This is a genomic window from Streptantibioticus rubrisoli (genome assembly GCF_024436055.1).
Lineage (GTDB): Bacteria > Actinomycetota > Actinomycetes > Streptomycetales > Streptomycetaceae > Streptantibioticus_A > Streptantibioticus_A rubrisoli.
Genome location: NZ_JANFNH010000064.1, coordinates 17955 through 32515, shown reverse-complemented (window position 1 = coordinate 32515; position 14561 = coordinate 17955). Strand labels below are relative to the sequence as shown.

The 14561-nt window shown below is 71.8% G+C and carries 14 protein-coding genes; 7 read left to right on the top strand and 7 right to left on the bottom strand.

Annotated elements, in window-relative coordinates; all coding sequences use genetic code 11:
- The first annotated feature begins 86 nt into the window (after positions 1–86).
- Positions 87–1538 carry an alpha,alpha-trehalose-phosphate synthase (UDP-forming) gene (locus tag NON19_RS31275; protein ID WP_255932581.1) on the top strand — a complete coding sequence of 484 codons (1452 nt, stop codon included), beginning with the start codon at positions 87–89 and terminating at the stop codon, positions 1536–1538.
- 232 nt (positions 1539–1770) lie between these two features.
- Here NON19_RS31275 and otsB read toward each other — a convergent pair whose 3' ends face one another.
- The 3 genes from otsB to NON19_RS31260 form a co-directional block, all read right to left on the bottom strand.
- The gene (gene otsB, locus NON19_RS31270; protein WP_255932580.1) at positions 1771–2628 is read right to left on the bottom strand and encodes a trehalose-phosphatase; all 858 of its coding nucleotides are present in this window, start codon (positions 2626–2628) and stop codon (positions 1771–1773) included.
- Between the two features lie 215 nt (positions 2629–2843).
- On the bottom strand, positions 2844–3098 hold the full coding sequence (locus NON19_RS31265; protein ID WP_255932578.1) for a DUF3263 domain-containing protein: 255 nt from the start codon (positions 3096–3098) through the stop codon (positions 2844–2846).
- A 10-nt stretch (positions 3099–3108) separates the two neighbouring features.
- Positions 3109–4341: an extracellular solute-binding protein gene (locus NON19_RS31260; RefSeq protein ID WP_255932577.1), complete on the bottom strand. Its 1233-nt coding sequence runs from the start codon at positions 4339–4341 to the stop codon at positions 3109–3111.
- 281 nt (positions 4342–4622) lie between these two features.
- On the opposite strand from NON19_RS31260, the gene NON19_RS31255 reads away from it, so the two are divergent.
- From NON19_RS31255 to NON19_RS31245, 3 genes are all read left to right on the top strand, one after another.
- Complete coding sequence (locus tag NON19_RS31255; protein WP_255932576.1) at positions 4623–5555, top strand: ROK family protein; 933 nt, start codon at positions 4623–4625, stop codon at positions 5553–5555.
- Positions 5555–6712, top strand: coding sequence for an N-acetylglucosamine-6-phosphate deacetylase (nagA, locus tag NON19_RS31250; RefSeq protein ID WP_255932575.1), 1158 nt, complete (start codon positions 5555–5557; stop codon positions 6710–6712). The genes NON19_RS31255 and nagA overlap by 1 nt, the downstream gene beginning before the upstream one ends.
- Positions 6713–6851: 139 nt before the next feature.
- Positions 6852–7772: a 1-phosphofructokinase family hexose kinase gene (locus NON19_RS31245; protein ID WP_255932574.1), complete on the top strand. Its 921-nt coding sequence runs from the start codon at positions 6852–6854 to the stop codon at positions 7770–7772.
- Between the two features lie 95 nt (positions 7773–7867).
- On the opposite strand, the gene NON19_RS31240 is transcribed toward NON19_RS31245, so the two are convergent.
- Both NON19_RS31240 and cdgB read right to left on the bottom strand, forming a co-directional pair.
- Positions 7868–8785, bottom strand: a complete 918-nt coding sequence (locus tag NON19_RS31240; protein WP_255932573.1) for a CBM35 domain-containing protein — start codon at positions 8783–8785, stop codon at positions 7868–7870.
- 110 nt (positions 8786–8895) lie between these two features.
- Positions 8896–10518 (bottom strand): diguanylate cyclase CdgB, encoded by a 1623-nt coding sequence (gene cdgB, locus NON19_RS31235; RefSeq protein ID WP_255932571.1) that lies wholly within the window; start codon positions 10516–10518, stop codon positions 8896–8898.
- Positions 10519–11049: 531 nt separating this feature from the next.
- Between cdgB and NON19_RS31230 the strand changes: the two genes are divergently transcribed.
- Positions 11050–11523, top strand: coding sequence for a flavin reductase family protein (locus NON19_RS31230; RefSeq protein ID WP_255932582.1), 474 nt, complete (start codon positions 11050–11052; stop codon positions 11521–11523).
- Between the two features lie 17 nt (positions 11524–11540).
- Here the strand turns inward: NON19_RS31230 and arfB are convergent, their stop codons facing one another.
- Positions 11541–11978 carry an alternative ribosome rescue aminoacyl-tRNA hydrolase ArfB gene (arfB, locus tag NON19_RS31225; RefSeq protein ID WP_255932570.1) on the bottom strand — a complete coding sequence of 146 codons (438 nt, stop codon included), beginning with the start codon at positions 11976–11978 and terminating at the stop codon, positions 11541–11543.
- A gap of 82 nt (positions 11979–12060) precedes the next feature.
- On the opposite strand from arfB, the gene NON19_RS31220 reads away from it, so the two are divergent.
- Together NON19_RS31220 and NON19_RS31215 are read left to right on the top strand one after the other, a co-directional pair.
- Positions 12061–12549, top strand: a complete 489-nt coding sequence (locus NON19_RS31220; protein ID WP_255932569.1) for a hypothetical protein — start codon at positions 12061–12063, stop codon at positions 12547–12549.
- 36 nt (positions 12550–12585) lie between these two features.
- Positions 12586–13182 (top strand): lytic transglycosylase domain-containing protein, encoded by a 597-nt coding sequence (locus tag NON19_RS31215; protein ID WP_255932568.1) that lies wholly within the window; start codon positions 12586–12588, stop codon positions 13180–13182.
- Positions 13183–13492: 310 nt separating this feature from the next.
- Here NON19_RS31215 and NON19_RS31210 read toward each other — a convergent pair whose 3' ends face one another.
- Entirely contained in the window at positions 13493–14494 is a 1002-nt protein-coding gene (locus tag NON19_RS31210; RefSeq protein ID WP_255932567.1) for an alpha/beta hydrolase, read from the bottom strand.
- Between the last annotated feature and the right edge of the window lie 67 nt (positions 14495–14561).

Sequence of the window (14561 nt, the reverse complement as noted above, 5' to 3'; positions counted from 1 at the left end):
ACCCCGGCCCCCGCTCAAGACCGCGGCAGGCCGATTACCCCCGTACGCCAGCCACGGCGCCCCGTCAGCGCCGGTACGCTGGCCGCATGGTCGCTACCCGCGCAGCCCAGGTTCTGGTCGCGTCCAACCGCGGACCGGTCTCGTACAAACCCGCACCGGACGGCTCGCTCACCGCCCGCCGAGGCGGCGGCGGCCTCGTCTCCGGACTGAGCGCGATCGGCACCGACACCGACTCGGTCTGGGTGTGCGCGGCACTCTCCGACGACGACCGCGCGGCGGCCGCGGCCATGAACGGACGGCTGGACCCGGCCGACACCGGCGGTCAGCGGGTGCGGATGCTGGACATCGACCCGGCGGTCTTCGCCGGGGCTTACAACGGCATCGCCAACTCGGTGCTGTGGTTCGTCCACCACCTCCTCTACCAGACCCCGCTGGAACCCGTCTTCAACCAGGACTTCCGCGCCGAGTGGTCGCAGTACGAGAGCTACAACGCGGCCTTCGCCGACGCCCTCGCCGAAGAGGCCGCCGAGGGCTCCGCCGTCCTGGTACAGGACTACCACCTGACACTGACACCCCAACTGCTCCGCGAGCGCCGCCCCGATCTGCGCATCGGCCACTTCTCACACACCCCGTGGGCCCCGCCGGACTACTTCCGGCTGCTGCCCGACGACATCGCCACCGAGGTGCTGCGCGGCATCCTCGGCGCGGACCGGGCCGCGTTCCTCACCCGCCGCTGGGCGACCGCCTTCGCCGCGTGCTGCGCCGACCTGCTGGGCGCCGAAGTCACCACGGACGGCCCGGAGTTGGCGGTCCATCACTCGGGCCGTACCACCCGGCTCGGGGTGCACGGTCTGGGCGCCGACGCCGAGTTCCTGCGGGAGCGCGCGCACCGCCCGGACGTGGACGAGCGGTTGGCCGCGCTGCGCAAGCAGATCGGCCCGGACCGCAAGGTGATCGTGCGGGTGGACAGGACCGAGCTGTCCAAGAACATCGTGCGCGGCCTGCTGGCCTACGAGCGGCTGCTCGCCACACACCCCGAGTGGCACGGCCGCGTGGTACACGTCGCCTTCGCCTACCCCTCGCGCCATGACCTGGCCGTCTACCGCGACTACACGGCCACGGTCCAGCGGGTCGCGGAGGAGGTCAACTCCCGTTACGGAACGGCCGACTGGCAACCGCTGATCCTGCACGTCAAGGACGACTTCGCGCGCTCGCTCGCCGCGTACCGGCTGGCCGACGTGGCACTGGTCAACCCGATCAGGGACGGGATGAACCTGGTCGCCAAGGAGGTCCCGGTGGTCTCCGAGGGCGGCTGCGCGCTGGTGCTGTCACGAGAGGCGGGCGCCTTCGCGGAGTTGGGCGAGGACGCGCTGGTGGTGAACCCGTACGACGTGGAGGCGACCGCCCGGGCGCTGCACGAGGGGCTGTCGATGCCGGAGGGCGAGCGGGCCATGCGCGCCAAGCGGCTGGCCGCCGCGGCCACCGCGTTGCCGCCGCAGCGCTGGTTCACGGACCAGCTCGCCGCGCTGGGCGGCTGAGCGCTCCGCGCTGGGGGTGCGGCGGTGTGCCGTCGCTCGCCCGCAGCGCCGTTGTGGCTGGTCGCGCCCACGCGGCGGAGCCGCACATGAACACAGCCCCGCGCCCCTTCGGGGCGCTACCGAACCGCAGCGGACTTCACCCGACCTGCTCAGTCCCCCAAGCCCGACCTGCTCAGTCCTCCAAGCCCGACCTCCTCAGTCCCCCACCAACTCAACGCATGTGGCGGCGAGCTCAGTCCATCGCCTCCGCCACCGCCCCCAGCAGCCCCACCACGCCCTCCGGTCCGCCGACCACCAGGTCGGCGCGGGCGGCGAGTTCGGCGACCTCGTCGCTGCCGCTGCACACCAGCACCCCGGGCACACCTTCCGCCCGCAGCTCCTCCACCGCGTCGAAGGCGGCCAGGTCCCCGAGGTCGTCCCCGGCGTAGAGCACCGCGCTGGCGCCGGTGCTGCGTACGTACGAGGCGAGGGCGACGCCCTTGTCCATGCCCGGCGGCCGCAGCTCCAGCACCATGCGGCCCGGCTCGACGATCAGGCCGTGCTGGTGGGCGAGTTGGGTGAGCGGGCCGCGCAGCGCCTCAAGGGCGGCGTTGGGGTCGTCGGTCCTGCGGGTGTGCACGGCCACCGCGCGGCCGCCCTTGTGCTCGATGTGCGCGGTCTCCACCCAGGTGTCCCGCCAGGCGCCGAGCCGCTCCAGGAACCCGGGCAGCTCGGCCCGTACCGCCAGTACGCCCGGGTCGTCGCCGGGGCCGCGCACCTCGCCGGAGACGGCGTCCCAGCGCTCGGCGCCGTAATGGCCCAGCACGACCAGGTGTTCCAGGCCGGGTACGCCCGCGAAGCCCCCGTAGCGCACCGCCACCCCGGCCGGGCGGCCGGTGATCACCACGACCGAGGCGACCCGTGGCGCGAGCCGGGAGAGCACCGGCACCGCGCCCGGATGTGCCCGGGCCTGCTCCGGGTCGGCGACGATCGGCGCCAGCGTGCCGTCGAAGTCCAGCGCCACCACGGCCCGCTTGGGCTCGGCCAGCAGCGCGGCGAGACCGGCCTTGCCCGCTGGCGTGACGGGGGTGGGAACAGGTTGGCTGCCCATGCCCCGACCCTACCGGCACCGGGTGCGGCCGAGGTCGGATTCGCACCCGGCGCTCAGCAGGTCGGGCGAAGTCCGCCGCGACTCGTAGCCCCCGAAGGGGCGCGGGGCTGTGTTCATGTGCGGCTCCGCCGCGTGGGCGCGACCAGCCGCGACGGCGCCGCAGACGACCGACGGCACCTCGCCGCACCCCCAGCGGAGCGCCCAGCGCCCAGGGCTCAGCGGTTGGCGCGGCGCTCCTCGCGCAGTCGGCGCAGCCGGTTGACGGTGGTCGGGGCGTGGGCGAGGGCGCGTGGGTCGTCCAGCAGCGCGTTGAGGAGTTGGTAGTACAGGTGCGGCGAGATGCCCAACCGCTCCCGGATGACCCGCTCCTTGGCGCCCACGGTGGGCCAGGAGCGGCCCGCCACGTCGAGGATGCCGCGCTCGCGCTCGGACAGCCCGCTCACCGGCGCCACCTCCTCGGCTGCTCCCACGCCGCCAACGCTACTTCGCGGCGGCGCTGTTGTCCGCCGCCTCCGCGGTGCGCTGCAGGTCGCCGAGCACGCCCACCGGGTCCTGGGTGGCCGCCTTGCCGATGACCTGCTTGAGCTTGGCGTTGACCGGGCCCCAGGAGACCTTGTTGTCCGGGTAGAAGCGGGCGTTCGGCAGCTCCTTCAGGAACGGCCAGACCGGCTTGAGGGAGGAGTCGGCGAGCATCGCGTTGGACGCCGACACCGTCACCGGCTGGAGGTCGTAGGCGCGCAGGAACCTCAGCGTGTTCTGCTGGCTGTAGGCGAACTCCAGGAACTTGCCGATCTGCTGCTTGTTGCCGTTCTTCCGGAACGCCATCATCCAGTCGGCGACACCGACCGTGGAGGACAGCGGTCCGCCCTTGCCGGGGATCTTGGCGATGCCGTAGTCGACCCTGCTCCTTTCGGCCATCTGCATCAGCGTGGGGTGGCCGTTGAGGAAGCCGCAGTCACCGGCGGCGAACGCGTTGAACACGTCCTGGCGGTTGGTGGTGGCCGGGTTGCGGCCGGACAGCCCGGTGTCGGAGAGGTTGGACTTGATCCACTGGAAGGCCTCGACGTTCTGCGCCGAGTTGATGGTGTAACTGCCCACGTCGTCGGTGTAGTTGCCGCCGTTGCCGAGCATCCAGATCAGGGTCTCCGCGGCCGGTTCCTCCGGGCCGAACGGCAGGCCGAACGGCACCTTGACGCCCGCCGCCTTCAACTTCTGCGCGGCCGCCTTGATGTCGTCCCAGGTCTGCGGCGGTTGCGCGGCGCCGCTGGCGTCGACGATCCCGGCCTTCTTGAACAGCGTCTTGTTGTAGAAGAGCATGCGCGCGCTGGAGACGAAGGGCATACCGTACTGGGTCCGGTTGACGCTGCCCGCGTCCGACATCGAGCTGATGAAGTCGGCCTGCGCGGGTATGGAGAGCAGTTCGTCCACGCTGTAGAGCAGGCCCCTGGCCGCGTAGTCGGCGTACGCGCCGCACTGTGCGATGTCGGGGGCGTTCCCGGCGGCCACCATGTCGGCGACCTTCTTGTCCACCACGTCCCAGCCGTAGACCTTGATGTCGACCGTGATGTCGGGGTTCTGCTGCTTGAACTGGCCCGCGACGTCGTTCCAGTACGTCTGCGAGGTGTTGGTGGCGTTGTCACCGTAGTCCGCCGCGACCATGGTGAGCCTGGTGCCGCCGCCCGTCGCACCGCCACCGCATCCCGTCAGCGACATCGCTCCCGCGAGGCCACCCCCCGCCGCGAGCCCAAGGAACCGCCGCCGCTCCACTGTGTACCTACCGCCTTTTGTGCGTGTCCCCACCGAAAGCGCCAATATGACGTCCCGCGCCCGGGGCGACCGTTGCCCGCCCTCCCACCCGTCGCCCGGCCACCACCCCTCAAGGACGCCCTTCGGGCGGCTCGCGCCCACCCTCCCGCCGGGGCGAACGGGTGGCCGGACGGCGCACCGGCCGGGTGGACTAGACCAGTGCGGCGCGACCGGTCAGACTGGTTCCCGTGGAACACGTCATCGCCCTGGACGTCGGCGGCACCGGAATGAAGGCCGCGCTGGTCGCGGCGGACGGCACCCTCCTGTACGAGGCGCGCCGCCCCACGCACCGCGAGCGCGGCCCGCAAGCCGTGGTCACCGCCATACTCGACTTCGCCGCGGAACTGCGCGCCCACGGCGAGCGCACCCTCGGCGGACCCGCCGCCGCGGCCGGGGTCGCGGTGCCCGGAGTGGTGGACGACGCGCGCGGCGTCGCCGTCTACTCGTCCAACATCGGCTGGCGGGAGGTACCGCTGCGCTCGCTGCTCGCCGACCGGCTGGGCGGCATCCCCACCGCCCTCGGCCATGACCTGCGCTGCGGCGGACTCGCCGAGGGACGGCTGGGCGCCGGGCGCGACCAGGACCGGTTCCTGTTCCTCGCGCTGGGCACCGGGATCGCCGCAGCCATCGGCATCGACGGCCGGATCGAGCCGGGCGCGCACGGCTCGGCGGGCGAGATCGGCCACATCGTGGTGCGGCCCGGCGGGCGCCGCTGCCCCTGCGGGCAGACCGGCTGCCTGGAGACCGAGGCGTCGGCCGCCGCGGTGGCCCGCGACTGGGCCGAGGCAAGCGGCGACCCGGCGGCCACCGCCGCCGACTGCGCGCGGGCGGTCCAGAAGGACGACCCGCGCGCGCTGGCCGTCTGGCGGGGTGCGATCAGCGCCCTGGCCGACGGTCTGGTGACCGGGCTCACCCTGCTCGACCCGCGCACGCTGATCATCGGCGGCGGGCTCGCCGAGGCGGGCGAGACGCTGCTGGCGCCGCTGCGCGAGGCCGTCGCGGAGCGCCTGACGTTCCAACGGCTCCCCCTCATCGTTCCGGCGGCCCTCGGGGACGCTGCCGGGTGCCTGGGCGCGGGTCTGCTCGCCTGGGACCGACTCTCCGTGGAGGTAACCGCCTGATGGCCACACAGCACACCGATCGCCGCGAAGTCCTCACCGGGGCACGGGTGGTACTGCCGTCGGGCGTCGTCCATGCCAGCCTGACGGTCGAGGGCGGCCGGATCGTCGCCAACCGCCACGACGAGCGGGGTGGTACCGACCTCGCGGGGCACTGGATCGTGCCCGGCTTCGTCGACATCCACGTACACGGCGGCGGCGGAGCCTCGTTCTCCGCGGGCACCGCCGAGGAGGCGCTGACCGCCATCGGCACGCACCGCGCCCACGGCACCACCACCCTGCTCGCCTCCACCGTCACCGGCGACCTGGACGACCTAGCCCGCCAGGCCGCCGCGCTGTCCGAGCTGGTCGAGCAGGGCGAGTTGGCCGGAATCCACTTCGAGGGCCCGTTCATCTCCCGGCACCGCTGCGGCGCGCACCAGCCGACGCTGCTGCGCGACCCCGATCCGGCCGACGTGCGCAAACTGGTCGACGCGGCGCGGGGCACCGCCCGGATGATGACGCTCGCGCCCGAACTGCCCGGTGGCCTGGACTCGGTACGGCTGCTGGTCGAGCACGGGGTAATCGCCGCCGTCGGCCACACCGACGGCGACTACGACGCGACGCTGAAGGCGATCGACGCGGGAGCGACCGTCGCCACCCACCTGTTCAACGCCATGCCCGGGCTGGCGCACCGCGCCCCAGGACCGGTCGCCGCGTTGCTGCAGGACGAGCGGGTGACGGTGGAGCTGATCAACGACGGTGTCCATCTGCACCCGTCCGTACTGGAGTTGGCGTTCCGCAGCGCGGGCGCCCGCCGGGTGGCGTTCATCACCGACGCCATGGGCGCGGCCGGTATGAGCGACGGCCTCTATCCGCTCGGCCCGATGCGGGTCGAGGTCAAGGACGGGGTGGCCCGGCTGGTGGAGGGCGGCTCCATCGCGGGCTCCACGCTCACCCTGGACACCGCGTTCCGCCGGGCGGTGACCGTCGACCAACTGCCGGTCGAGCAGGTCGTTCAGGCCATTTCCGCCACCCCTGCCAAGCTGCTCGGGCTCTACGACTCCATCGGCTCGCTGGAGGTCGGCAAGGACGCCGACCTCGTGGTCCTGGACGACGAGTTCGCGCTCGTGGGTGTGATGCGCAAGGGCGAGTGGGTGGTGCGGCCCGCCAACGGCTGACGCTTTCGTGCGGCTTCGTGGCGAGTAGCCCGACGGCGGTCGGCCCGACTCTGGGCCGACCGCCGTTCTTTTGGCATGATCGCTCGCGAAACGGCTTCCGAGACCGAGCGAGTCCTTTTCAGACAGGGGTGCTGGCGCGATGATCCTGACGGTCACGCTCAACGCCGCCCTCGACGTGACATACCGCGTGCCACGGCTGGAACCGCACACCACCCACCGGGTGCGCGAGGTCGTCGAGCGGCCCGGCGGCAAGGGCCTGAACGTCGCGCGGGTGCTGGCCGCCCTCGGCCACGACACCACCGTCACCGGCCTGGTCGGCGGCCGGACGGGCGAAGCGCTGCGCGCCCTGTTGCGGCAGGCCGCACCAGGGGTGGCCGACGCGCTGGTCACGGTGGCGGGCGACACCCGCCGCACCGTCGCGGTGGTGGACGGCACGAGCGGCGACACCACGATGTTCAACGAGCCAGGACCGGCGATCAGTTCCGAAGAGTGGACGGCCTTCCTGGAGCGCTACCACGAACTGCTGGCGGACGCACGGGCGGTGGCGCTCTGCGGCAGCCTGCCGCCGGGCCTGCCGGTGGGCTCGTACGCCGAACTGGTGCGCGCCGCACGGTCGGTGGGGGTGCCGGTACTGCTGGACACCAGCGGTGAGGCGCTGCGCCGGGGCATCGCGGCCCGGCCGGACATGGTCAAGCCCAACTCGCAGGAGCTGACCCAACTCACCGGCCTCACCGAGCCGTTGCGCGCGGCGCGGGAGGCCCGGCGGCGCGGGGCCCGAGCGGTGGTCGCCTCCGGGGGCGCGGAGGGGATGCTGGCGGTCACCGAGCGCGGCATCTGGCGGGCCGCCCCGCCCAGGCGGCTGTCCGGCAACCCGACCGGGGCGGGCGACTCGGCCGTCGCGGGGCTGCTGTCCGCGACGGTGGAGGGGCTGACCTGGCCGGACCGGCTGGCGCGCGCGGTAGCGCTGTCCGCGGCCACGGTCACCGCGGCCGCGGCGGGCGAGTTCGACCGGGGGCGGTACGAGGCGCTGCTGCCGCAGGTGTCGGTCACGGAGCAGTAGTTCTCGGGGGCAAGCCCCCAAGCCCTCCGGCTGGGGAGCGGTAGCCCCCGTTGGGGGCCGCCCGCCCTCGTTGGGGGGCAAACCCCCCAAGTCCCTTACCAGCCTTGCGGCTTCGCGTTCTGGTTGACCGTTACGCCCACCCGGTCCAGGTTGTAGTGGCAGACGTCGCCTGCGCCACAGGTCAACGCGATGGTGTTAGCGCCCTTGTTGAGGTCGACCGAGACCCACGAGGTGTACCAGGAGTCCCAGTTGCCCACCGTGCCGTAGTTCTTGAGGTTGATCTTGTAGGTCAGCGGCTTGCCGTTGACCACGACGGTGGTCTTCGCGTCGTCCGGCTGGGCGTTGGCGTACCGCACCCACAGCGCGTAGGTGCCCGCCTTGGGCACGGTGGCGCTCCAGGTGGCGGTGGCGCCCGGGGTCTCCATGCCGTCCACGAACGCGCCGTTGGGGCCCTTGGCGCCCTGGTGGTTGTTGTCGGTCTTCGCCCCGCCGCTCAACGTCAGCGTGGCGGCGAACTCCTGCGGCAGCTTCGCGTTCGGGTCGGCGCTCGCGGACGGCGAAGGGGCCTGGGACTGCGAAGTGCCGGGCGTTGGGCTGGTGTTGGCGCCCGCCTGGCCGTCCGACTTGTCGTTGCCGGTCAGCGCGGCGATGCCGATGCCCACGGCGACGACCACGACCACCGCGATCGCCCCCAGCATCAGACCGCGCCGGTTGGAACCGGAACCCCGGCTACCACCGTGGCCGCCGCGGTGCCCGGCGGGCGCGGCGGGCGCGGCGGGCGCGGCAGGCGGGTACTGCTGCTGCGGCTGGGTCGGTTGCGGCGGCGGATAGCCGTAGCCGCCCTGCTGTGGCGCCTGGCGCCGTTCGCCGACCCGGGTGACCTGGTGGTACGAGGTGCGCGGCATCCCGCGCCGGTCGGCCGCGGGCGCGGCCTCGTCACCCTCGCCGCGGTACAGGTACGCGAACGGGTCGTCGTTCTCGGGCTCTGGCGTGCCGTTTCCCGCGGCCGTCATCCGCTGCTCACTCCCCACTGCGTCCGGCCACCGCGGACCGGATATTGCTGGACGCGCGCGAGCCTACCCCGATCCGGTGGCTCAACGCGCGTCCCCGCCCACAGCGGCCGTCAGCCCGCCCGGCGCTGCGCCTTGGCACGGGAGCGCTTCTCGACGTACATCCGCTGGTCGGCGGAGTGCAGCACTTCCTCCACCGTCATTCCGCAGCCCGCCCAGCCGATGCCGAAGCTGGCGCCGACCCGCACCGCCCGGCCGTCCACCCTGATCGGCGGGATGATCGCGTTGCGCAGCCGGACCGCGAGGTCCTGCGCGCCGTCCCGGTCCAGGCCGTCGGCGAGCACCACGAACTCGTCGCCGCCGAGTCGGGCCACGGTGTCCCCGTCCCGTACGACGCTGGACAGCCGCCTGGCGACCTCGATCAGCACCGCGTCACCGGTGTGGTGGCCGAACCTGTCGTTGATCGACTTGAAGCCGTCCAGGTCACAGAAGAGCACCGCCAGCCCCTTGCCGCTGCCCTCGCCGGCGCCCTCGTCCGGCTCGATGGCGTGCACATGGGTGTCGTAGGGGTGCGCGGACGGCGCGGGGAAGGTGTACCCGAACTCGTCCAGGTCCTCGGCGCTCGCGGTGTGGCCCTCGGCGGCGAACGGGCGGGAGCACAGCCGGGCGCTGAGCCGGGCGCGCAGTTCGGCGCTGTTCGGCAGACCGGTCAGCGAGTCATGGCTGGCCCGGTGCGCCAGCGCGAGTTCGTGCCGCTTGCGCTCCTCGATGTCCTCGACGTGGGTGAGCAGGAAGCGCGGCCCGTCGGTGGTGTCGGCCACCACCGAGTTGCGCAACGAGACCCACAGATATGTGCCGTCCCGGCGCTGCAGCCGCAGTTCGGCACGCCCGCCCTCGGCCGAGGTCCGCAGCAGCGTGCCGATGTCCTCCGGGTGCACCAGGTCGGAGAAGGAGTAACGGCGCATCTGGTTCGCCGGGCGGCCCAGCATCCGGCACAGCGCGTCATTGGCGCGCAGCAGCTTGCCGTGCTGGTCACCGCCCATCTCGGCGATCGCCATCCCGCTGGGCGCGTACTCGAACGCCTGCCGAAAGCTCTCCTCGCTGGCCCGCAGCGCCTGCTGCTCCCGCTCCAGCCGGACCAGCGCGCGCTGCATGTTGGCGCGCAGCCGGGCGTTGCTGATCGCGATGCCGGCCTGGAACGAGTACGTCTGCAGCGCCTCCCGGGCCCAGGCGCCGGGGCGGCGGCCACCGCGCGGCCGGTCCACCGAGATCACGCCGATCAGCTCGCCGCCGCCCGCCGGGGTGGCGTACATCGGGGCCAGCAGCCGGTCCTGCGGGTGCCACTCGTCGGCGGAGCGGGGCGCGGGCGCGTCCTCACGGCTCCAGCTCGGCACGTCGTCGCCGTCCAGCACCCAGCCCTCGTCATAGGGGATGAAGCGCAGCGATCCCCACCGGTGGCCCATCGCCAGCCGCCGTTCCCAGGAGGCCCGGGATCCGACCCGGCCCGCCATCAGTGCCTCCGCGCCCGCGCTCCCGGCGACCGCGGCGACCACGAGATCGCCGTCGGGCCGCACCAGGTTCACGGCGCACAGCTCGTACCCCAGCCCGCTGACCACGCCGTCGGCGACGGCCTGCAAGGTGTCGGCCAGACTGCGGGCGGTGTTCAGGTCGGCGACCACTTGGTGCAGCTGGCGCAGAGTCGCGAGGCGGACGTACGGCTCCGACTCCGTGTCCATGTCTCTCCCCCGAGCCTCGACGAGTTCCACTTCGTACTTCTTGGGTTCCTCGGTTGTTAATCCCTTGGTGTGTTCGCGATTTCTTATCGTCCGATTGCCACCGCAACTGAATCACAGCGAGCAGCCCGGCGGGTACACAGGGTCAACAATTCCCCCTCCTTGTGACTGAGGTCACAGCTCCCTGTGAGAAGTTGGGCACGGTAAGTGGTTTCGTGCGCAAGACTTTGGGTTCGAACGTTACATACCGGACGCCCGGCCGGAATCTGTGTCCGGAGCGTACGACACCCGGCCACCGAAGTCCTAGGTCTGGCCGCCGAGTCCGGATGGGCCGTCCGCCCGACGCGCCGGTCCGGACCGCCGGTTACCTTTTGGTACGTGTTGCAGGATTCCCCCGAGCAGACCGCCACAGCCGTCCCCCCGACCGGGGGGATCCCGCATGCTGGAGGCGTGCCGAACCCCGATGATCGTGTGAGCCCGGCCGAACCGCGCTCCGGCGAGCCACGGGCGACCGCCGACGAGTTCCGTGCCGCGATGTCCCGGCTCGCCGCGGGCGTCACGCTGATCACCGCGCACGACCCGGAGGACGGGGTGGCGGGCGAGGACGTCGGAATGACCGCGACCGCGTTCCTGTCGGTCTCGCTGGAGCCACCGCTGGTCCTGGTCAGCGTGCGGGTCGGGTCGCGGATGGACGAGCTGCTGGAACGGCAGCCGTACTGGGCGGTGTCGGTGCTCAGCGAGAGCCAGCGGCACGTCGCGGGCCGGTTCGCGATGCGCGGCCGGATCAGCGACCGCCTGCTGTTCGACGACATCCCGTACACCCGGGGCGCCGCCACGGGCGCACCGCTGATCGGCGGCGCGCTGTCGGTGCTGGAGTGCCGTACCACGCAGCGCGTCGCGGCGGGCGACCACACCCTGGTCATAGCGGAGGTCCTCACCGCACGCACGCCGAGCGCGGACGGCCGCCCGCTGGCGTACTTCCGGGGGCGCTACCACCAGTTGGGCTGAGCCCCGGGCCGGATCCGTCAGTCCCAGCCGCGGCCACTGCGGCCGCGCTTGATCTCGCCGCGCTCGCGCTTGCCGCGCAGTCTGCGCTCGTTGATGCCGCGCGGCACCTTGGTGGGACGGCGCGGCTTGGGCGGTGGCGCGGTGGCCTGCGCCAGCAGGGAGGCGAGGCGTACCGCCGCGGTCTCCCGGTTGCGCCACTGGGAGCGGTGCTCACTGGCCCGCACCACCAGCACGCCGTCCACCAGGCGGCCCGCCAGCCGGTCCAGGGCGCGCTCCTTCCAGGCGGCGGGCAGCGACTGGGTGGCAGCCAGGTCGAAGCGCAACTCCACCTGGCTGTCAGTGGTGTTGACGTGCTGCCCGCCCGGCCCCGAGGAGCGCGAGAAACGCCACAGCAACTCGGCCTCCGGCACGGAGACCGAACCGCGTATGACAAGGGGGCCGGACATGACTCCCATGATCCCCGGTAACGGCGCTCGCGTCACGCCGTTTTGCCCGCCCCGCAGCGGCGCCCGCGCTGGTGACGCCTAGGATTCCGGGGTGATCGAACTCGGATACGCCCTGTCGCGCCGGTTCCCCGACCCGCCGCAGACCGACTACCGGACCGCTGACGTGTACACGTTGCGGCACGACCTGTTCTGCGGCGACGTCTACCTGGCCGAGGGCGACCGGGAGCTGTCCACAGCCTGGGGATGGGTGCCGGTGCTGGACTTCGCCTGGGCGCTGTGCGACATCACCGAGCAACTCGACCAGGATCCACTGGGCAGCCGGGCCGCCCGCCCGCAGCGGGCCGAGTTGGACTTCACGCAGTCCACCGAACGGCTGCACCTCGTGCGGCGCTTCGGCTGGGTGGAGATCACCGCAGACTGGGCGAGCGAGGAGCCGCCGGTCTCGGTGCGGCACAGTGATCTGCGCCGCGAAGCACGGGACTTCCTGCACGATGTGCTGGCGGACCTGGTAGACATGCACGACGGCCTCGCCGACAACCCTGCCGTGTGGAACCTGCGGGCCCGCTTTCCCCGTGTATAGAGGGGAAGCACGAACCTCCCGTTACGGTGGAATTACATGGAGATACAAACCAGGCGCTCCGGTCGCCGAGGGTGTCTGGTGGGACTGGCCCTCGGAGCGGTCCTCGTAGTCGCCGCCGCCGTCGGCGTCGTCTGGTGGCTGACCCGGCCGCCCGCGTTGCCCACCATCCCCAAGCAGTACCTGGCGACCGTTCAGTCGGCCGCGAAGACCTGCCCGGAGCTGAGCGTCCCGATGCTGGCCGCGCAACTCGACGCGGAGAGCCACTGGAACCCGCAGGCGGACTCCGGCCAGGCCCAGGGCATCGCGCAGTTCTACCCGTCGACCTGGGCGGAGTGGGGCAAGGACTACACCGGTGACGGCAAGGCCGACGTGTGGAACCCGGCCGACGCCATCCCGGCCCAGGGCGCCTACATGTGCCACCTGTTCAAGGAGGTCAAGGGCGTCCCCGGCGACCCGACCCAGCTCGCGCTCGCCGCGTACAACGCGGGCCCCGGCGCCGTGCTCAAGGCCCAGGGCATCCCGCAGATCCCCGAGACGCAGAACTACGTCAACCGGATCGAGTCGCTGATCCCGAAGTACACGCAGACCTACGCCAAGCAGATCGGGGCCACGCCCAGCCAGTCGGCGAACTGAGCGAACTGACGGCCACACACCAGCCCGCTGGCGGCCACACACCAAAGGGTCCGCACCGTCGAGGTGCGGACCCTTTCGCTTCGCCGTGCTCCTTCTTGTCGCCGTAGCCCCTTCGCTTCGCCGTGCCCTTCGCTTCGTCGTGCTCCCGGGGCTGCCGGACGCGGGCTCGGACGCCGCGAACGGTCCGCGCCCGCCGACTTGCGCCACACGCGCGTTCGACAGCGGGAACGGTGAGCGCGGTGAACGGCGTGGCGCCCCGGAGAAAGCCCCGGGGCGCCGTACGCTGTGGTTTGTCAGCTGGGTCGGCCGGTCATTCGGACGGGCCCTGCATGTGCTGGCTGATCCAGGCGATCGTGCCCTCTTCCATGCCCCGGGTGTAGCTGCGGGCGTTGTGCTCGCCGCCGTCGATTATCTGCAGCCGGGTGTGGACCGGGCCGTGCCCGTACTGCTGGATGAACTGCTTGACCTTGGGCATGTCGGAGGTCTCGGTGGTGCCGACCTGGAAGCCCAGGTAGACGTCCGGGCCGCCCTTCTTGATCAGCTCCTTGGCCAGGTACTGCGGGTTGTTGGCCTGCATCGCGGCCCTGTCGCCGTGCCACAGCGGCGAGTCCGGAACGATGTCCGGACCGCTGGGTATCGCGGTCTTGAACGTGTCCGGGTACTGCAGCACGCTCTTGAGGCCGCAGAAGCCGCCGGAGGACGAGCCCATGAAGCCCCAGCCGTCACGGGTCTTCAGGGTGCGGAAGTTCTCCCTCACCAGGTCCGGCACGTCCTGGGTGAGCCAGGTGCCCATCTTCTGCGAGCCCGGTATGTCACTGCAGTCGTGGTACTGCTTGTCCGGGTTGATCACCGGCATCACCAGGATGAAGGGCAGTGCCTTGCCCTCCTGGGACCACTTGTAGAAGTCCTCCTGGAGCTTCAGGTCGGCGCCGAACCAGTAGTTGGTCGGCCAGCCCTCACCGCCGGGCAGGGCGATGATCACCGGGAAACCCTTGTTGGCGTTCTCCTTCTGGAAGTACTGCGGCGGCGCCCAGACCCACACCTTGCCGGTGAAACCGGACTTGGGGCCGTGGTAGGTGGTCACAGCTATCTTGGTGTTGTCCGCCGCCTCGACCGTCCGCTGCACCTTGAAGTTAGCGGCCGGGCCGGTCGGCATCTGTGCCAGAGAGTTCGGGTTGTCCGGCTTGGGCGCCGCGGAGCCCGCGGCGCTCGGGTTCGTGTTGCCGAACGACACCGGGTCGCCTTCGTCGCTGCACCCGGCGACCAGGCCCAGGGATATCAGGGCCACAGCCGCGGTCAGCCAACGCTTCATCAAGGGTCGCTCCACCGAATCGTTCTTCCTAACGGGTCCATAGCGAGTCGTCTGCCCTGTGTGAGAT